The organism is Streptomyces guryensis, assembly GCF_021261325.1.
GTDB classification, from domain to species: Bacteria; Actinomycetota; Actinomycetes; order Streptomycetales; family Streptomycetaceae; genus Streptomyces; species Streptomyces guryensis.
On the sequence record NZ_JAJSBI010000038.1, the window covers coordinates 68,969 to 85,605 of the forward strand.

20 protein-coding genes are annotated in these 16,637 nt (G+C 71.2%); 12 read left to right on the forward strand and 8 right to left on the reverse strand.

Annotated elements, in window-relative coordinates; translation table 11 throughout:
• Positions 1-15 precede the first annotated feature (15 nt).
• On the reverse strand, positions 16-852 hold the full coding sequence (locus LJ657_RS43560; RefSeq protein WP_232655248.1) for a nitroreductase/quinone reductase family protein: 837 nt from the start codon (positions 850-852) through the stop codon (positions 16-18).
• A 165-nt stretch (positions 853-1,017) separates the two neighbouring features.
• On the opposite strand from LJ657_RS43560, the gene LJ657_RS43565 reads away from it, so the two are divergent.
• From LJ657_RS43565 to LJ657_RS43595, 7 genes are all read left to right on the forward strand, one after another.
• Entirely contained in the window at positions 1,018-1,641 is a 624-nt protein-coding gene (locus tag LJ657_RS43565; RefSeq protein ID WP_232655249.1) for an RraA family protein, read from the forward strand.
• 11 nt (positions 1,642-1,652) lie between these two features.
• Positions 1,653-2,156, forward strand: coding sequence for an HAD domain-containing protein (locus LJ657_RS43570; RefSeq protein ID WP_232655250.1), 504 nt, complete (start codon positions 1,653-1,655; stop codon positions 2,154-2,156).
• A gap of 116 nt (positions 2,157-2,272) precedes the next feature.
• Positions 2,273-2,824, forward strand: a complete 552-nt coding sequence (locus LJ657_RS43575) for a carboxymuconolactone decarboxylase family protein (protein WP_232655251.1) — start codon at positions 2,273-2,275, stop codon at positions 2,822-2,824.
• Complete coding sequence (locus tag LJ657_RS43580; protein ID WP_232655252.1) at positions 2,821-3,687, forward strand: RNA polymerase sigma-70 factor; 867 nt, start codon at positions 2,821-2,823, stop codon at positions 3,685-3,687. Before LJ657_RS43575 ends, LJ657_RS43580 begins: the two co-directional genes overlap by 4 nt.
• A gap of 85 nt (positions 3,688-3,772) precedes the next feature.
• Positions 3,773-4,417, forward strand: coding sequence for a helix-turn-helix domain-containing protein (locus tag LJ657_RS43585; RefSeq protein ID WP_232655253.1), 645 nt, complete (start codon positions 3,773-3,775; stop codon positions 4,415-4,417).
• Positions 4,418-4,485: 68 nt separating this feature from the next.
• Positions 4,486-5,136: a hypothetical protein gene (locus LJ657_RS43590; RefSeq protein WP_232655254.1), complete on the forward strand. Its 651-nt coding sequence runs from the start codon at positions 4,486-4,488 to the stop codon at positions 5,134-5,136.
• A 131-nt stretch (positions 5,137-5,267) separates the two neighbouring features.
• The gene (locus LJ657_RS43595; protein WP_269787600.1) at positions 5,268-5,603 is read left to right on the forward strand and encodes a DUF2516 family protein; all 336 of its coding nucleotides are present in this window, start codon (positions 5,268-5,270) and stop codon (positions 5,601-5,603) included.
• A 116-nt stretch (positions 5,604-5,719) separates the two neighbouring features.
• Here the strand turns inward: LJ657_RS43595 and LJ657_RS43600 are convergent, their stop codons facing one another.
• From LJ657_RS43600 to LJ657_RS43610, 3 genes are all read right to left on the reverse strand, one after another.
• The gene (locus tag LJ657_RS43600) at positions 5,720-7,030 is read right to left on the reverse strand and encodes a PP2C family protein-serine/threonine phosphatase (RefSeq protein WP_232655255.1); all 1,311 of its coding nucleotides are present in this window, start codon (positions 7,028-7,030) and stop codon (positions 5,720-5,722) included.
• A gap of 370 nt (positions 7,031-7,400) precedes the next feature.
• The gene (locus tag LJ657_RS43605) at positions 7,401-8,498 is read right to left on the reverse strand and encodes a C40 family peptidase (RefSeq protein WP_232655256.1); all 1,098 of its coding nucleotides are present in this window, start codon (positions 8,496-8,498) and stop codon (positions 7,401-7,403) included.
• A 190-nt stretch (positions 8,499-8,688) separates the two neighbouring features.
• On the reverse strand, positions 8,689-9,501 hold the full coding sequence (locus LJ657_RS43610) for a class I SAM-dependent methyltransferase (RefSeq protein ID WP_232655257.1): 813 nt from the start codon (positions 9,499-9,501) through the stop codon (positions 8,689-8,691).
• Between the two features lie 263 nt (positions 9,502-9,764).
• Here LJ657_RS43610 and mshA point away from each other — a divergent pair, with 263 nt between their 5' ends.
• Together mshA and LJ657_RS43620 are read left to right on the forward strand one after the other, a co-directional pair.
• Positions 9,765-11,102, forward strand: a complete 1,338-nt coding sequence (gene mshA / locus LJ657_RS43615) for a D-inositol-3-phosphate glycosyltransferase (protein ID WP_232655258.1) — start codon at positions 9,765-9,767, stop codon at positions 11,100-11,102.
• Complete coding sequence (locus LJ657_RS43620; RefSeq protein WP_232655259.1) at positions 11,095-11,595, forward strand: type III secretion system chaperone family protein; 501 nt, start codon at positions 11,095-11,097, stop codon at positions 11,593-11,595. The genes mshA and LJ657_RS43620 overlap by 8 nt, the downstream gene beginning before the upstream one ends.
• Here LJ657_RS43620 and LJ657_RS43625 read toward each other — a convergent pair.
• Positions 11,564-12,295: a methyltransferase domain-containing protein gene (locus LJ657_RS43625; protein ID WP_232655260.1), complete on the reverse strand. Its 732-nt coding sequence runs from the start codon at positions 12,293-12,295 to the stop codon at positions 11,564-11,566. The two genes, LJ657_RS43620 and LJ657_RS43625, sit on opposite strands and share 32 nt — an antisense overlap.
• Before the next feature lie 42 nt (positions 12,296-12,337).
• The gene (locus LJ657_RS43630; protein ID WP_232655261.1) at positions 12,338-13,141 is read right to left on the reverse strand and encodes a helix-turn-helix transcriptional regulator; all 804 of its coding nucleotides are present in this window, start codon (positions 13,139-13,141) and stop codon (positions 12,338-12,340) included.
• A 49-nt stretch (positions 13,142-13,190) separates the two neighbouring features.
• Between LJ657_RS43630 and LJ657_RS43635 the strand changes: the two genes are divergently transcribed.
• The 3 genes from LJ657_RS43635 to LJ657_RS43645 all read left to right on the forward strand — a co-directional run bounded on the left by LJ657_RS43635 (position 13,191) and on the right by LJ657_RS43645 (position 14,540).
• Positions 13,191-13,616, forward strand: a complete 426-nt coding sequence (locus LJ657_RS43635) for a DUF2000 domain-containing protein (protein ID WP_232655262.1) — start codon at positions 13,191-13,193, stop codon at positions 13,614-13,616.
• Positions 13,617-13,926: 310 nt separating this feature from the next.
• Entirely contained in the window at positions 13,927-14,151 is a 225-nt protein-coding gene (locus tag LJ657_RS43640; protein WP_232655263.1) for a hypothetical protein, read from the forward strand.
• A 224-nt stretch (positions 14,152-14,375) separates the two neighbouring features.
• Positions 14,376-14,540: a hypothetical protein gene (locus LJ657_RS43645; RefSeq protein WP_232655264.1), complete on the forward strand. Its 165-nt coding sequence runs from the start codon at positions 14,376-14,378 to the stop codon at positions 14,538-14,540.
• A gap of 94 nt (positions 14,541-14,634) precedes the next feature.
• On the opposite strand, the gene LJ657_RS43650 is transcribed toward LJ657_RS43645, so the two are convergent.
• Both LJ657_RS43650 and LJ657_RS43655 read right to left on the reverse strand, forming a co-directional pair.
• The gene (locus tag LJ657_RS43650) at positions 14,635-15,597 is read right to left on the reverse strand and encodes a hypothetical protein (RefSeq protein WP_232655265.1); all 963 of its coding nucleotides are present in this window, start codon (positions 15,595-15,597) and stop codon (positions 14,635-14,637) included.
• Between the two features lie 8 nt (positions 15,598-15,605).
• Entirely contained in the window at positions 15,606-16,475 is an 870-nt protein-coding gene (locus LJ657_RS43655) for a helix-turn-helix domain-containing protein (protein WP_232655266.1), read from the reverse strand.
• Between the last annotated feature and the right edge of the window lie 162 nt (positions 16,476-16,637).

A 16,637-nucleotide genomic window follows, 5' to 3' on the forward strand; every position in this document is an offset into this window, starting at 1 on the left:
GCGGCCGCCCGCGGGTCAGGCCGGGGCGTCGAGGAGGGGGATCAGCTCCTCCTCCTCGTACGTCAGATGGGCTTCGAGGTCGAGGGTGAGGCGCTCGACCTCGGCGCGGGCCGCGGCGACGTCCTCGGCGGCCAGCGTGCGGCGCAGCTCCGCCACGAGGAAGGCGATCTGCTCGTGCTCCTCGCCCAGGCGCCTGAGCACCGGGGTCGCCTCGGGGTGACGGTCGGCGAGGAACGGGAACATCATCGTGTCCTCGCCGGTGTGGTGGTTGTGCAGCCCCTGGCAGAAGGTCAGGCAGTTGACGCGCAGCTGGGCGCCGAGCGTTCCGTTGCCTGCCGCCATCTCCTTGCGGATCAGGGCGAGTTCACGGCGGAAGGCGTCGTGCACCACCTTGATCGCCTCGCCCGGGGAGGAGGCGTTGATCTTCCCGGGGCCGCCGTTCGTGATCGCGTGCAGGGCGACCACCGGGATGACCCGCTCGGTCTTCCCCTGGTACTCCGCCCAGCCGGGGTCGACCTCCACCGCCCGCGCCCAGGCCTGTTCCCGCTCCTCCCCGGCCAGTACGACGGCATGCGCCCCGTAGGTGAACACACCGCTCTCCACGGTGACTTCGGGGTTGGCGAGAAGGTTGTGGTACCAGTCCGGGTGCTTGGGGGAGCCGCCCGCGGAGGCGATGACCAGGACGCGTTCGCCGCCGTCGGGGAAGTAGCCGACGGCAGTGGTGTGCGGGGTGCCGGTGCGGGCGCCGGTGGTGGTCAGCAGGAGCAGCCGGCCACCCTCGAAGGGGCCGCCGACGCGGCCGTGGTGGGCGCGGAACTCGTCGATGACCTGTTGATTGAAATCGTTGGGCATTCTCTTCTTTCTCTGCAGTCGGTGTCTTCCGAAGGATTCGAAGGCAGTGCAGAGAAAGAGGCGGACCTCTGGCCCGCCGCGACCTCACTCAGAGGCCGGGCACCCAACTCGCTCACGGCACAAGGCCGACCCGGCAGTCATACGTCGGACGATAACGTCCCACGTATGACTGATGCCACCGAGTTCCGGACCATTCCCACGACCACCCTCGCCGACCTCCTGGGCCGCGGACAGGTCATGGACATCGGGATCCGCCCCCTGTGGGGACCGCACGGGCGAGTGGCCGGACCGGCCTTCACCGTCAGCTGCCCGCCCGGCGACAACCTGATGCTGCACGCCGCCATCCACCGCGCCGAGCCCGGCTCGGTCGTCGTCACGGAGTCCGGCGACCTGGACTGGGCGCTCGCGGGCGGCAACGTCTGCGCCGTCGCCCAGCGGCGGGGCGTCGCGGCCTTCGTGCTGGACGGCCTGATCCGCGATCTCGCCGAGGTGCGGGAGGCACGGTTCCCGGTGTTCGCGCGGGGTGTGATCCCGATCCCGGGCGCCAAGTCGGCCGTACGGCCGCTGGGCGAGCCGGTGACGTGCGGTGGCGTGCGGGTCGAGGCCGGCGACATCGTCGTGGCCGACGAGGAGGGCGTCGTCGCCGTCCCCGCCGCCCGCAGCGACGAGGTGCTCACGGCGGCCCGCGCCAAGCTCGCGAAGGAGGCCGACGAGTCGCTGGACGCATGGGAGGCCGCGCACCGGGCACGCATCGACAAGATCCTGGCGGAGCGGGGCTTCGAGGGCTGATCCTGTCCCTGATGCTGCTCTTCCTCGACATCGACGGAACGCTGATCCCGTTCGGCTCGGCGCATCCGTACCCGTCGTACGAGCCGTGCTTCCCGCTGCCGCAGGCGGCGGCCGCCGGTCAGCCGCTGCTGCACCGCATCAACCCCGCGCTCGGCACGCGACTCGTCGCGCTGGGCTGCGAGCTGGTGTGGGCGACGACCTGGCTGGACGACGCGAACGTGTGCGTCGCGCCCTGGCTCGGTCTGCCCCCGCTGCCGTCGGTGGACTGGCCGGACGAGGACGAGGACGAGCCGCCGACGCCGCTGCACTGGAAGACCCGGCCCCTCGTGGCCCGGGCGGACGGCCGCCCCTTCGTCTGGGTCGACGACGAGATCACCGCCGCCGACGTCACCTGGGTCGCCGCACACCATCCGGCGCCCGCGCTGCTGCACCGGGTCGATCACCGCCACGGGCTCACCGACGCGGACCTCGCCGTACTGGAGGAGTGGTTGAGAGGGAGCCGGGCCGGAGGCTGACGAACTGTGCGCGCTACCGGCGGCTGTCACATTCGCGGGGCCGCCGGTGTCTTCATACCGAACAGGCAACGCACGCAGCCGTACGCAGACGTACGGACACGTACAGGGAGATCACCATGGCGCTACGCGTTCCGAAGGCCGAGATCAGCGGTGAGGTCGCCGACAGCATGATCGAGCGGTTCGGTGTGGTGCCCGAACCGCTCGAAGCGACCTGGCACAACCCGCCGGTCGCCGAGGCGTCCTCCGAGATGGGAGTCAAGGTGGCCGCCTGGGATGCGGCCGACGACAGCCTCAAGTCGTTCGCTCACATGGCCGTCGCCGCACAGGTCGGCTGCGGCTGGTGCCTCGACGTCAACTACTTCCAGGCGCAGAACAACGACCTGGACCTGGCCAAGGCGAGCCAGGTGCCGCGCTGGCGCGCGTCGGAGGTGTTCACGCCGCTGGAGCGGGACGTCATGGAGTACGCCGAAGCGATGACGAACACGCCGCCGACCGTCACCGACGAGTTGTCCGCGCGCCTGCTGGCCGCGCTCGGCGCGCCGGCGCTGGTCGAGATCACCGGGTGCATCGCGTACGCCAACCTCGCGACCAGGAGCAACACCGCGCTCGGAATCGAGTCGCAGGGCTTCTCCGCCGCATGCGAGGTCCCGCTGGCCGCGCGTTCATGACCGAGGACCCCTTCGTCACCCACCGCCGCCTGCTGTTCACGGTCGCCTACGAGATGCTGGGCTCGGCGGCCGACGCGGAGGACGTGTTGCAGGAGTCCTGGCTGCGTTGGGCCGGCGTCGACCAGGCGCAGGTGCGTGACCCGCGGGCGTACCTCGTCCGGATCGTGACCCGGCAGGCACTCAACCGCCTGCGGACGCTGTCGCGCAGCCGCGAGGAGTACGTCGGCGAGTGGCTTCCCGAGCCGCTGCTGACCAGCCCGGACGTCGCCGAGGACGTCGAACTCGCGGAGAGCGTCTCGATAGCGGTGCTGACGGTCCTCGAGACGCTCGGGCCTGCGGAGCGGGCGGTGTTCGTGCTGCGCGAGGTCTTCGAGCTGCCGTACGGCGAGATCGCCGGGGCGACGGGCAGGTCCGCGGCCGCGGTACGGCAGATCGCCCGGCGGGCCCGTGAGCACGTGGCGGCCCGCCGCCCGCGGGTCCGGGTGAGCCGGTCGGAGCAGCGGGCCGTGGTGGAACGGTTCCTGGCCGCTCTGCGCACCGGGCAGCTGCAGGAGCTGTTGCAGCTCATGGCACCGGACGTGGTCATGATCACCGACGGCGGCGGGATCGTGGCGGCGGCGCCGGCTCCGATCCACGGGGCCGAGGTGGTGGCGAAGCTCCTCGCGGGCGCCCACCGGAAGGTGGTGGCACTCAGGACGACGACCGTATGGCTCAACGGCGCACCCGCCGGCCGTATCGACTTCGACGGCGAACCGTCCACGGTGAGCCTCGCGGTGGACCACGGCCGGGTCACCGGGATCTACGTGGTGCGGAACCCGCGCAAGCTGACCCGGCTGGACACACCGGCCGAGCTCGCACGGTAGCCCCGCCACACCCGTCCGAGTGGCGTGGCGCACTATTGCAAGCGGCTGCTTGCAATAGTTAGCGAGGATGGTGCAAGGTGGAGGCATGGCATCGCTCAACGTCGGCAATCTCGGCGAGTACCTGCGCGAGCAGCGGCGCACCGCGCAGCTGTCGCTCAGGCAGCTCGCCGACGCCGCCGGGGTGTCCAATCCGTATCTGAGCCAGATCGAGCGCGGGCTGCGCAAGCCGAGCGCGGAGGTGCTGCAGCAGGTCGCCAAGGCGCTGCGGATCTCCGCCGAGACGCTGTACGTGCGCGCCGGCATCCTCGACGCCGAGCGGGACCGGGACGAGGTGGAGACGCGCGCCGTCATCCTCGCCGATCCCACGCTGAACGAGCGGCAGAAGCAGGTGCTGCTCCAGATCTACGAGTCCTTCCGCAAGGAGAACGGGTTCGGGATCGCCGGCACGGCGGACGAGATGACCGGGGCGGCCCCGGAGGCCGGCGCGGTGGTCCTGACCGCCGAGCCCGGCCCGGGTACGCCCGAGGCCCAGGACGTCCGGGATGCCGAGGACGTCGAGGAAGGCGACACCGCGATACGCCGCACCCGCGAGGGCGACGGCGAGCAGACCGGTGAGCGCCGCACCCGAAAGACCCGCACGGCCGGCGGACGCAGGTCCGCCACGCGCCGCACCCGCACGTCCGACGGCAACGACGCCGAACCGCACGACCCGCAGCAGCCCACCGGTTGAGCAGACCGGCCACGCTGCCCGCGGGATCCAAAACCCTCAGCTGCAAGCGACCCGGGAGGACCATCACCATGGCCATCACCGACGACCTCCGTAAGACCCTCAGCGACCCGACGCCGCTCTACTTCGCCGCCGGCACCGCCGACCTGGCCCTTCAGCAGGCCAAGAAGGTGCCCGGCATCGTGGAGCAGCTGCGCGCCGAGGCCCCGGCCCGTTTCGAGGCCGTCCGCACCACCGACCCGAAGGCCGTCCAGGAGAAGGCCCAGGCCCGCGCCAAGGAGGCCTCCGCCAAGGTCAAGGAGACCCAGGAGTCCCTCCAGGCCAAGGTCACCGACTTCCTGGCGACCCTCGACGGCGACATCAAGAAGCTCGGCTCCACGATCGACGCCGACCTGAAGAAGTTCGGCGAGTCCGCCCAGGACTTCGCGCTGCGCGGTGTCGGCGTCGCGGCCGAGTACGCCGTGAAGGCCCGTGAGACCTACGAGAAGGTCGCCGAGCACGGCGAGCAGGCCGTGAAGACCTGGCGCGGCGAGGCGGCCGAGGAGATCGAGGAGCTGGCCGTCGCCGTCGAGCCGAAGGCCGAGCCGGTCGAGGTCAAGACGGACGCCGCCAAGCCGGCCGAGGCCACGGCCACCCCCGCCGCGGCGAAGAAGCCCGCCGCCAAGAAGGCGCCGGCCCGCAGGCCCACCACCGCGAAGAAGACGACGCCGCCCGCGAAGTGACACGGACGGGTGATCGGTAACGGGTCGGGCACTCCTGGAGCGCCCGGCCCGTTGTGCGGGTAGCCGTTGTTCGAGAACGGGTACCGTGACGGCGTAAGGACAAGCCGAGACTGGTGGTGGACGTTGTGCTGATGCAGGGCTTCACAAGTTTCCTGGGGCTGCTTTACCTCGCCATGCTGGTCCTGGCCGTGGTGGCGCTGGTGATGGCCGCGCTGTTCCGTGACGACGCGTACCGGGCGGCCGACAAGCACAACAAGGGCTTCTGGCTGATCATCCTCGGCATCGCGGTCGCGGTGAACCTCCTGGTGCCGATGCTCTTCCTGCAGCTCGCGGGCCTCGTCGCCACGATCGTCTTCTTCGTCGACGTCCGCCCCGCCCTCAAGCAGGTCTCAGGAGGCGGCTTCGGCCGCCGCAGGGGCGGCAGCAGCAGCGACGGCCCGTACGGCCCGTACAACGGCGGCCGCTAGCAGCGCCCCTTCAGGGGCGCGGGGCTGTATCGATGTGCGGCTCCGCCGCGTGGGCGCGACCAGCGGCATACGACCGGCGCCCGGCATCGGACAGAATCCGAACGGCGCGTCCCCGCTCAGGCCCCGCGATCCAGCAGCAGCACTGCGACATCATCCGTCAGCTCGCCCCCATTGAGCTCACGAACCTCGTTCACCGCTGCCCGAAGCAACGCCTCCCCCCGCAACCCCTCGGACAACTGCCGCCGGACCATCTCGACCATCCCGTCCTGCCCCAGCCGCTCAAGGCGCCCCTCCCCGATCCGGCCCTCGATCAGCCCGTCGGTGTAGAGCATCAGACTCCACTCCCGCCCCAACTCCACCTGCATCCGCGGCCAGCGCGCACCCGGCAGCAGCCCGAGGGCAGGTCCGTTGTTGTCGTACGGCAGCAGGTCGGCCGTCCGCCCCGGCCGGGCGATCAGCGGCGACGGATGCCCGGCCAGACACAGCCCGGCCCGCCGCCCGTCCGGTGAGATGTCCACCGTGCAGAGCGTCGCGAAGATCTCGTCGTCGGACCGCTCGTGCTCCAGCACCTCCTGCAGCGTCCCGAGCAGCTCGTCGCCGCACAGCCCCGCCAGGGTGAGCGCCCGCCAGGCGATCCGCAGCTCCACACCGAGCGCCGCCTCGTCCGGGCCGTGCCCGCAGACGTCGCCGATCATGGCGTGCACGGTGCCGTCCGGCGTCCGTACGACGTCGTAGAAGTCGCCTCCGAGCAGCGCCCGCGACCGGCCGGGCCGGTACCGTGCGGCGAACCGCAGTGACGAGCCCTCCAGCAGCGGCGTGGGCAGCAGTCCGCGCTCCAGGCGCCTGTTCTCCTGGGCCCGCACCCGGCCCTCGGCGAGCCGTCGCTCGGCCGCGTCGGAACGTTTCCTCTCCACGGCGTAGCGGATCGCCCGGCTCAGCAGCCGGCCGTCCAGTTCGTCCCGGAAGAGGTAGTCCTGGGCGCCGACCCGCACCGCCTCCGCGCCGCGCTCGGCGTCGCCGGAGGCGGTGAGCGCGAGGACGGCGTGCCGGGGTGCGAGCTCCAGTACGTGCTTGAGTACGGCGAGCTCGTCCTCGTCGTCGCTGTGGCCCGGGGCCGGCAGCGCGAGGTCCAGCAGGATGCAGTGGACGTCGTCGGTCAGCAGCCGCGCGGCCTCGGTGAGGTTGCGGGCGGTGCGGACACGGATCGGACGGCCGGCCGAGTCCTGCAGTTCGGGTATGACGGTGGAGCCGCCGGGATCGTCCTCGATCAGCAGCAGCGTCAGGTTTGTGGTGGTGGCGGCGTTCTTGTCGACCGTGGCTTCCTTGCGCGGGGTCTGGTCCGTGGAGGTGCCGCCTTGGTGCGCGGCCTGCGCCTGACCACTCTCCGCGGCCGGGATCGCTCGCTGCCGCGGTATGGGTACGGGCATCTTGTTGAGTTCCTTCCCTCCCCCCGAGGGCACGCGGAGCGAGAGATCTCGATCCACCGACGGGGACCATAGCGGGTGCCGGCGCCGTAAAGGAATGGCGTGAGACACGCTGCTTGGCCAGGCGCCGCTGTCATATGCCGTGATCCCTACCGCAGTTGGACAGGAGGGGCACGAACCAGGAATGACGAACATCACGTCCGCCGCGGGTTTGTCCGGGTGTTCGGCGTGCAGTGGGTCACGTGACGGGCTTCACGGCCGCCTCTGGAGGGGCGCGGGACTGCATCGACGTGCGGCTCCACGCGTGGGCGCGACAGGCCACGACGAGGCGGCGGACAGAAGACGACCCATGGCCGCAGATCCCGCGGAGCGATCAGGCATCGGGCCGCACGACCCCGAGTATCGGCATCGACCCGGCCCCCGTGATCGTCACCGTCCGCCCGGGCCGCGGGGCGTGCACGATCGCGCCGTCGCCGATGTACATCCCGACATGGCTGGCGTCGTCGAAGTAGATGATGAGGTCGCCGGGCCGCATGTCCTTGATGTCGACGTGCTTCAGCTGCTTCCACTGCTCCTGCGAGGTGCGCGGAATGGCGTGCCCCGCATCCGCCCAGGCCTGTGAGGTCAGCCCCGAGCAGTCGTACGTCTCAGGGCCCTCGGCGCCCCATTCGTACGGCTTTCCGATCTGGGCCGTGGCGTACGCGACGGCCTTCTTGCCCTGTTCGGAGGCTTTTCCGTTGATTTCAGCCAGGATCCCGGAGTCGAGCCAGGCGGTCTGTGCCTGGAGGGCGGCCTCCTGCTCCAGCTCGGCGAGGCGCGCCTTCTCCTTCTTCTCCAGGCGGCCCTCGAGCTTCTCGGCGGCCGCGATCTGCTCCTTGATCTTCTTTCGGGCGGTGTCCTTCGCCTTGCGATCGGCCTCCAGCTTCTTCCACTGGTCGGCGGCGTCCGCGGCGTACTGCCGCAAGTCCTGCTGGGTGCGGGTCAGTTCCGTGATCAGGCCCTTGGTCGCGCGCTCGCCCTCCAGCACCCGGCCCGCCCCGTCGAGGAACTGCTGCGGGTTGTCGCTGAGCAGCAGCTGGGCCTCGTCGGGCAGTCCGCCGGTGCGGTACTGGGCGGCGGCCGCGGCGCCCGCCCGCTTCTTCAACTCGTCCAGCTTCTGCTGTCCCTTGACGATCTTCTGCGCCAGGTCGACGATCGCGGCGGACTGCTGCCCGGCCTTCTCCTCGGCCGCGTTGTACGAGTCCGTGGCGACCGCCGCGTCGTGGTACAGCTGGTCGAGCTTCTCGCGGATCGCCTCAAGGTCCTTGTCCGGCGCGGGAGTCGCGGAGGCGGATGAGCCCGGGGAGGGAGACGTGCTGGGGGAGGGTGTCCGGCCGGCATTCGCGAACGCCGTCCCCGGCGCCGCCAGCACGGTGACCGCGCAGACCACGGCCACGGCCGCCGCGATCAGGCCGCGCTTGCCCGAACCCATACCGCTACCCCCAAACCTGATTTACCGTCAGTAACTTACGACGTCTGGGGGATCGTGCCACGCCGACGCGCAAAGCGACAGAGCCGCATACACGTCGGATTTCCCCCTCTTCTTCGCCGTACGCGATCTCCCCGCCTTTGTGACGAACGACTCACGGAGATCGTTCCCCGCGGGGCAGGGTGACGGCCGGTCAGCCGCGGGGCGCCAACGCCTCCCAGGTCACCGTCACTTCGCCCTGCCGCCACCGCCCGGCCCCGTCCGTCACCGGCCAGTCGGCGGTCAGATCCCGCACCGCACGGATCCAGCGCTGGCGGGCGCCGTACGAGGCATAGGGCGCGGCGGCCGACCAGGCGCGGTCGAAGTCGCGCAGGAAGGCGTGCACGGGTTCGCCGGGGACGTTGCGATGGATGAGCGCCTTGGGGAGACGCTCGGCGAGGTCCGACGGCCGGTCCAGCGAGCCGAGCCGGGTCGCGAAGGTGACCGTCCGCGGTCCCTGCGGACCGAGCGCGACCCACACGTGCCGGCGCCCGATCTCGTCACAGGTCCCCTCGACCAGCAGCCCGCCGCGGGAGTGCTCGCTCGCCGGGGCCAGCCGTGCGCACAGTCGCTGCCACACCGCGGCGACCTCGGCCTCGTCGTACTGCCGCAGGACGTTGGCCGCGCGGATCAGATGCGGCCGCTCGGGGACCGGGATCTCGAACCCGCCGTGCCGGAAGACGAGCCCGTCCCGCTCGTACGGCTTGGCCGCCGTCACCCGGGCCGGTTCGATCTCGACGCCGACCACACGCGTGCGGGGCGCCGCCGTGCGGAGCCGCGCGAGGAGCTCGACGGCGGTCCAGGGCGCGGCACCGTAGCCGAGGTCGACGGCGACGGGGTCGGCGGCCCGGCGCAGCTCGGCGCCGTGCGTGGCGGCGATCCAGCGGTCCATGCGGCGCAAGCGGTTGGGGTTGGTGGTGCCGCGCGTCACGGTTCCCACGGGACGGGGCGCTGCGCTGGCCGGCATGGGGACGAGGGTATGCGGCCGGAGTCGATGCTTGCCCGGCGCGGGGGTGGCCGCCCTGGGGGCTGTCGCCCGCAGACCCCCGCTCTCGGCCTGAACGGCCTCGTCCTCGAACGCCGGACGGGCCGAATTCGGTTGAGCGCCCACGGTAATGACTGGGCAAAATCCACTTCCCCCGGAATGGGAACGCGTCCCCCCGATGTTCCTCCCCTTGGAGGGCGCCCCACACCCTCCCCCCGGCATGCCCGCACAAGGAGGAACGCCACGTGAGCCAGTACGTCAGCAGGCTCGGGCGACGCTCCCAGGCCGCGCCCCCGCGGCTCCGGCTGCACCGCCGCCCCCGCCGCGTCGCCATGCTCTCCGTGCACACCTCACCGCTCCACCAGCCCGGCACGGGCGACGCCGGTGGCATGAACGTCTACATCGTGGAGCTCGCCCAGCGCCTCGCCGCGATCAACATCGAGGTCGAGATCTTCACCCGCGCGACCACGGCCGCCCTCCCCCCGACCGTCGAGCTGACCCCGGGCGTCCTCGTCCGCCACGTCGACGCGGGCCCGTACGAGGGCCTTGCCAAGGAGGAGCTCCCGGCCCAGCTGTGCGCCTTCACGCACGGGGTGATGCAGGCGTGGGCGGGGCACCGCCCCGGCTACTACGACCTGGTCCACTCCCACTACTGGCTCTCCGGCCATGTCGGCTGGCTCGCCGCCCAGCGCTGGGGCTCCCCGCTCGTCCACGCCATGCACACCATGGCCAAGGTCAAGAACGCCAACCTGGCCGACGGCGACACCCCCGAGCCCGCCGCCCGCGTCATCGGCGAGACCCAGATCGTCGAGGCCGCCGACCGCCTCATCGCGAACACCGCCGAGGAGGCCGACGAGCTCGTACGGCACTACTCCGCCGAGCCCGACAAGGTCGCCGTGGTCCACCCGGGCGTCAACCTGGACCGCTTCCGCCCGGCCGACGGCCGCGCCGCGGCCCGCGCCCGCCTCGACCTCCCGCAGGACGCCCTGATCCCCCTCTTCGCAGGCCGCATCCAGCCCCTCAAGGCGCCGGACGTGCTGCTGCGCGCGATCGCCGTCCTCCTGGACGAGCGCCCCGAGCTCCGCTCCCGCATCGTCGTCCCGATCGTCGGCGGCCCCAGCGGCAGCGGTCTCGCCAAGCCCGAGGGCCTGCAGAAACTGGCGTCCCGCCTGGGCATCGCGGACGTGGTCCGCTTCCGCCCGCCGGTCGACCAGGACCAGCTCGCGGACTGGTTCAGGGCCGCGTCCGTGCTTGTCATGCCGTCCTACAGCGAGTCCTTCGGCCTGGTCGCCATAGAGGCGCAGGCGGCCGGCACACCGGTGCTCGCTGCCTCCGTCGGCGGACTCCCGGTGGCCGTGAGCGACAAGCAGACCGGTTTCCTCGTACGAGGCCACAATCCCGCCGACTACGCGCGCGTGCTGTCCGACTTCGCCGACGACCCGGCGCTCCCGACCCGCATGGGCGCCGCCGCCGCCCGGCACGCGCAGTCCTTCGGCTGGGACACCGCCGCCGCCACCACGGCGGACGTCTACACGGCCGCGATGCAGTCCTACCGGCGTCACGTACGCTCCCACCATGGCTGATGCAGAGAAAGCCGCCCAGGTCGTCGAGGAAGTCCTGAAGGACGCCGAACTCGAATGGGAGAGCCCCGCCCCCGGCACCTACGTCGTGCAGCTCCCCGGCACCCGCAAGCTCAAGACGACCGTCTCGCTCCTCGTCGGCCGCCACTCCCTCTCCGTGAACGCCTTCGTCATCCGCCACCCCGACGAGAACGAGCCGGGCGTCCACCGCTGGCTCCTGGAACGCAACCTCAAGCTGTACGGCGTGAGTTACGCCGTCGACCAGCTCGGCGACATCTACGTCGCGGGCAAGCTCCCCCTCTCCGCCGTCACCCCCGACGAGATCGACCGCCTCCTCGGCCAGGTCCTGGAGGCGGCGGACGGCAGCTTCAACACCCTCCTGGAACTCGGCTTCGCGTCCGCGATCCGCAAGGAGTACGCGTGGCGGGTGGCGCGGGGGGAGTCGACGCGCAACCTCGACGCGTTCACACATCTGACCCGGCACTCTGCCGAATAACCCCTGCCCGCCCCCTTCCCGGTTCCGGGACCGTAGGCAGTCCGGTCTGCAGGTCAGCCTGCCGGAGGGTGTCGTAGCCGACGAAGTCGAACATGCGCTCCCCGGGCTTCAACGGGCGGGGCGCACCGGCGAATCGATGGGCCCCGACGCCGTAGCCGAGGCCGGGGTCGGACACCCACAGCCGCTCGAAGCCCCGCTCCTCCAGCCACGCGCACACCTGGGGCACCAGGTCGGGTGCGAAGTGCCGGGTACGGGTCCATACGACCGTGCCGCCGGGCCGGCAGAGCTGCGTGAGGTGGTCGATCGTCCGTTCGACGTCCGCGTCGACGATGTTGCCGAGCACCCCGCAGACGAGGACGAGGTCGGCGGGCACGAGCGGGGCGTAGTGGTCGGTCGACGAGGCGTCCCCGGCGAGGACTTCGACGCCCGGCAGCCCCGCGGCCCGCGCCGCGGCCCGCGCCACCGCGACGTTCCGCTCGTCCAGCTCGACCAGCCGGGCCCGGACGTCGGCCCGCCGGGGGTGGTCGTGGAGCACACCGATCAGATCGCGGCCCTGCCCGGCACAGAGGCTGACCGCGGTGAGAGGGCCGGGTGGGGCCTCGTCGAGGGCGAGCCGGATGCGTTCCTGGACGAGAGCCAGGCGCCGGCCGAGATAGGAGTCGGGTGAGTCGTACGCGTCGTGCCACTCATGCCAGTCCATGAGCCGGACGATACGGCCGCGGGTGGAGCAAGGGTGTCCTTGTCACACGTTCTTCGCATAACGCCCCGGTGTCACGCCCACCAACTTCCGGAAGTGCCGGGTGAGATGGGACTGGTCGAAGAATCCGGTGGCGGATGCGACCTCCCCCGGCGGCCGGCCGTCGAGGAGGAGCCGGCGCGCCCGGTCGACGCGGCGGGAGTTCAGGTACTGGTGCGGGGCGATGCCGTACGCGGCGCCGAACGCCCGTACGAGATGCGCGGGATGGGCGTGCACGAGTCCGGCGGCCTCGTCGAGGGTGAGGCCGTCGACGACCCGCTCGTCGAGGAGCTCGCGCAGCCGGCGGGCGAGAGCGGGGTCGGGGCGGGGCGGCTCGGCAACCGGACGGGGCCGCAGCTGTGACCGCAGCCGTTCCCCGATGAACGTCAGCCTGCTCTCGGCCTCCAGCTCGTCCCCGGCGTGGTCGAGGGCGGTGTGCAACTGCCCGACACGCAGCCGCAGTACGGGATCGCGCAGGTCCGGCTGATCGACCGCGGCCCCGATGAGGCCGTCGTGCAGGTGCGTGCCGTCGAGATAGAGGACGCGCTTGCGGAAGCCGTGCGGGGTGGCGGGGGAGCCGTTGTGCGGGACGTGCGGCGGGAGGAGGGTCACGGTGTCGTGCGGGGTGCCGTGCTCGTGCCGGTCGAGGTCGTACCGTACGGCGCCGTCGTCCACGATGAGCAGCGTCCACGCCTCGTGGACGTGCATCGGGTAGGCGTACTCCGTGAAGTGCGCGTGGAAGACCTCCACGACGCCGGGGATGCGGGGGCGCCAGGCGGAGACCTCCTGCCGGGGGCGCTGAGCGGCCATGCAAAGAACGTACAAGACGGGGTCGTACGACGGTCGGCAGTCTCGGTGCATGAGCACTGAACCGATGCGCTTCGACACCAAGATCGCCGTCCTGCTGCGGGAGGACCTGGAGCCCTGGCAGCGGCTGAACGTGACCGCGTTCCTGGTCAGCGGCCTGGGGACGATGGTTCCCGAGGTGATCGGCGAGCCGTACGAGGACGCGGACGGCGTCCGCTACCTGCCGATGTTCCGCCAGCCGGTCCTGGTCTTCGAGAGCACGAAGGAGACGCTGACGGCCGCCCACGGACGCGCGCTGTCCCGGGCGCTCCCTCGGGCGATCTTCACGAGCGACCTCTTCGCGACCGGCAACGACCGCGACAACCGGGCGGCGGTACGGGCCGTGGGGACGGCGGACCTGGACCTGGTGGGGATGGCGGTGCACGGGCCGAGGAACGCGGTGGGCAAGGTGCTGAAAGGGGCGCGGATGCATCCGTGACCGAATCTGCACAGGCAATGCGCAACCGTGGTGCGAGTGCGCGCCGTTGATACGGAGTTGTCCTGTTCGCGGCAGCCGGGACAACACCTGTCGGCTTGCTGTGCGGCGCTCGGTGTAGAGAAGCTGCCCCCAATTCGTGTACGTGCCCACACGCTTCGGTGGCCGACCGTTTCAACTGCCCGGCTCCCGGCCCCTTCGCACTGGATGCCGGGCACACTCCGTGGTTTGATCCTGCGCACCGAGCCCCGCCTTCTGTCCCCTGCGGGGCCGCTCCCCCCTCTGGCACATCCATGCGAAGGGCTGTTTCCCCATGAACTCCGCTCCCCAGGTTCAGACCGCCGAGATCTCCGACGCCGACCTCGACGCCGTCTCCGGCGGCCTGGCCCCGCAGATCTCCCTCACCGCCGGCTCCACGACGCTCAGCAGCGCGGACGCCCTGGCCGAGCTCGACTCGCTCAAGGCGACGGCCCTGGGCAGCCTCGGCGGCACCCTCGGCGCCCTCCCGCACCAGGTCGGCCTGAACGCCAGCTTCTGACCACCTGCCGGCGACCTGACAGCGCCGGCATCGGTCGACAGCCACGGCGGCAGCCCTCCACCTGTGGAAAACCGCAGGTGGGGGGCTTTGCCATGTCCTCTCCTACGCCCGCGTGGGTGGCGCCACGTGCGCCGCATTCGGGTGCTTGTGCGCTCGTGGCGCTTCCCGCGCGGCGGCTGGGCGGCATACCTCCGGCAAGCACACACCTACCGAAGGAGACGCTGATGCGCGCACGTGCCCTGCTGGCGGCCCTCGCGCTCGCCGGGACAGTCCTGCTGGGAGGCGCGGCCCAGGCCCTCGCCGACGGCCACGACGACTGGCCGGCCAGCGACGTGGGCAAGGTCAACGGCGACCCGGACTTCGACAAGCTGGAGGGGACGTTCAACTAGGCTTCCGGGCACCGAGCACCGGGCGTTGCTTGATTCCCCCGCCCCGCGCCTTGACGTTCTCGGTGCGGGGCAGGGAATCGGCTTCGCCCAGGTCTCAGGCGTCTTCCGCCGTGAAGATCTCTTCGGCGGAGGAGGCGGTGACGGCCTGCCGGAGCCAGCGGCGCAGGGCCTCGGGATCGTCGCAGCCGGTGATGCGTTCGCGGACTGCTTCGGGGGCGTCGATGCCACGCGCATCCAGAACGGTCAGGATGTCCTCGGCCAGGCCTTGGGCCCGGACTTCGGCCCGGACTTCGGCCCGGACTTCGGCCCGGGCTTCGGCCCGGGCTTCGGCCCGGGCTTCGGCCCGGACTTCGGCCCGGGCTTCGGCCTTGAATTCCTGCATGAGGGGCGACTTGTAGAAAGAGAGGTCCACAGCCACGAGTTTCCTCCAAAGTGCCACGGAGGGCAGCTTGCCCAGCCCCCGTGAGATGAGTTCGACGATGGGGTCCTTGACGTCGTCCGGTGTGTCCTGCAGAGCCGTCGTCATCGCTTTGAGTATGGCCCCGATCTCCGGGTTCTTGCCGTGCGTGATCGCGGACAGCGTGGCGAACGCGAAATCCTTGCGGACCTCGGCCGGGTCGGTGATCACGGGCATGTTGTGCGGACCCGCGACCAGCGGTCGCAGGGTGAGCACAGACCATTGGGGAGGGCCGAAGTGGACCGTCTGTTCCGCCCACCTGGCGGTGGCGTAGTCCTGGCAGACGACCAGTAGCAGTGGCTGCATCTCGTACTTCGCGAGCAGGAATGACGTGTAGTAGGCCCAGGCGGCGGGCTTGTCCGGGTTCTTCCCGCTCTGGGACTCGACCGCGAGGAGTAACGGCTCCTCGCCCTCCGTATCCAGCTTCAGGAGCGTGTCCAGACGGCGTTCGACGGGACTGGTCTCGGTGAGGTCGTTGGGCAGGACGGTGACCGAGGTGGGCGGGGCGAAGTCGATGCCCATCACCTCGGAGACCCGGGAGAAGAGGCCCGGGTAGTCCTGGAAGATGCGGTGCATCGCCTCGTGGGACGAGGTGACCATGGTGTGGTTCAGGGCCTTTCGTGTGTGTGCCGGGGCGTACGGCAGTTGCCGCAGCGGCCGGGTTCGGGTCCGCGGAAGGCGCGGTCGCAGCCGTCGCAGTTTCGGAGCGGGTGGCGGACGGGCGGTGGTGGCGCCGGGGCGCGGAACGGCGGCGGGGGCGGCAGTTGGGCTGCGAGGCGGTGGGCCAGGAGGGCCGCCGGGCGGTGAAGGGGTTCGGGCGGGAGGTCGCTGGTCAGGGCTTGGCGTACGGCTGTGGGGCTGACGTCGCGTTCCAGCCAGGCGGCGACGCCGGGGGCGAGGTGCGCTGCGTCGCAGGTGGAGAGCAGCAGGCGGGGGTCGTGGCGGCGGAGGTCGGCGAGGACGTCGGTGGCCTGCTGGAGGAGGGCGGGGGCGGGGCAGGCCGGCTGAGGGACGGCGGGGAGGGCTTCCTTGCGGGGAGGCCTCGGCTTCTTCGGGGCCGTGGATCCGTGGTTCTCGGCGGCCCGGCGCTGATGCCCCGGCTGGTTGCAGGAGACGGTGCGGGTGACGATGCGGCCGCTGGGGGCGCGGGTGCGTTCGCGGCGCAGGTAGCCGTGGGCTTCGAGTTCGCGCAGGGCGGCGGCGATGCGGGTCGCGCCTTCGGGGAAGCGGGCGGTGAGGGTCTTGATGTCGACGCGGGCGCCCTTCGGCAGCGACTGGATGTGGCAGGCCAGGCCGATGGCGAGGAGGGAGAGCTCCGCGTGCTGGGTGAGGTGGTTGCCGATCACCGTGAAGCGGGTGGTGTGGCGCGCGTTGTCGTGGGTGAGGCCGCCGCTGGGTTGAGAGTCCCGGTGGGGGTGGTTTTTGCCCGGGATACGGGACTGGGCATGCGTGGGCGCGCTAGGGTTTTCGGTGTCCATCAGGAAGCCTTAGACCTTCCTCGGTGGTCAGGCCCTCGCCATTGAGCGACTCTGTCGGGAATCTTGAGGACGGGCGTCACTTCCCTTGGCGCCACCACAGTGGCCGGGGTAAGTCGCGTGCGTCGAGGTACTGCTGGAATGCTGTGGGAGGGCGGGGCCGGT

Bases quoted from the DNA above. Each gene is read 5' to 3' on its own strand.
- LJ657_RS43595 (WP_269787600.1), top strand. From the start codon at position 5,268: ATGCAGGGCTTCACAAGTTTCCTGGGGCTGCTTTACCTCGCCATGCTG.
- LJ657_RS43585 (WP_232655253.1), top strand. From the start codon at position 3,773: ATGGCATCGCTCAACGTCGGCAATCTCGGCGAGTACCTGCGCGAGCAG.
- LJ657_RS43570 (WP_232655250.1), top strand. From the start codon at position 1,653: ATGCTGCTCTTCCTCGACATCGACGGAACGCTGATCCCGTTCGGCTCG.
- LJ657_RS43620 (WP_232655259.1), top strand. From the start codon at position 11,095: ATGGCTGATGCAGAGAAAGCCGCCCAGGTCGTCGAGGAAGTCCTGAAG.
- LJ657_RS43655 (WP_232655266.1), bottom strand. From the start codon at position 16,475: ATGGACACCGAAAACCCTAGCGCGCCCACGCATGCCCAGTCCCGTATC.
- LJ657_RS43610 (WP_232655257.1), bottom strand. From the start codon at position 9,501: ATGCCGGCCAGCGCAGCGCCCCGTCCCGTGGGAACCGTGACGCGCGGC.
- LJ657_RS43565 (WP_232655249.1), top strand. From the start codon at position 1,018: ATGACTGATGCCACCGAGTTCCGGACCATTCCCACGACCACCCTCGCC.
- LJ657_RS43625 (WP_232655260.1), bottom strand. From the start codon at position 12,295: ATGGACTGGCATGAGTGGCACGACGCGTACGACTCACCCGACTCCTAT.
- LJ657_RS43630 (WP_232655261.1), bottom strand. From the start codon at position 13,141: ATGGCCGCTCAGCGCCCCCGGCAGGAGGTCTCCGCCTGGCGCCCCCGC.
- LJ657_RS43590 (WP_232655254.1), top strand. From the start codon at position 4,486: ATGGCCATCACCGACGACCTCCGTAAGACCCTCAGCGACCCGACGCCG.
- LJ657_RS43560 (WP_232655248.1), bottom strand. From the start codon at position 852: ATGCCCAACGATTTCAATCAACAGGTCATCGACGAGTTCCGCGCCCAC.
- LJ657_RS43635 (WP_232655262.1), top strand. From the start codon at position 13,191: ATGAGCACTGAACCGATGCGCTTCGACACCAAGATCGCCGTCCTGCTG.
- LJ657_RS43580 (WP_232655252.1), top strand. From the start codon at position 2,821: ATGACCGAGGACCCCTTCGTCACCCACCGCCGCCTGCTGTTCACGGTC.
- LJ657_RS43645 (WP_232655264.1), top strand. From the start codon at position 14,376: ATGCGCGCACGTGCCCTGCTGGCGGCCCTCGCGCTCGCCGGGACAGTC.
- LJ657_RS43605 (WP_232655256.1), bottom strand. From the start codon at position 8,498: ATGGGTTCGGGCAAGCGCGGCCTGATCGCGGCGGCCGTGGCCGTGGTC.
- LJ657_RS43575 (WP_232655251.1), top strand. From the start codon at position 2,273: ATGGCGCTACGCGTTCCGAAGGCCGAGATCAGCGGTGAGGTCGCCGAC.
- LJ657_RS43600 (WP_232655255.1), bottom strand. From the start codon at position 7,030: ATGCCCGTACCCATACCGCGGCAGCGAGCGATCCCGGCCGCGGAGAGT.
- LJ657_RS43640 (WP_232655263.1), top strand. From the start codon at position 13,927: ATGAACTCCGCTCCCCAGGTTCAGACCGCCGAGATCTCCGACGCCGAC.
- LJ657_RS43650 (WP_232655265.1), bottom strand. From the start codon at position 15,597: ATGGTCACCTCGTCCCACGAGGCGATGCACCGCATCTTCCAGGACTAC.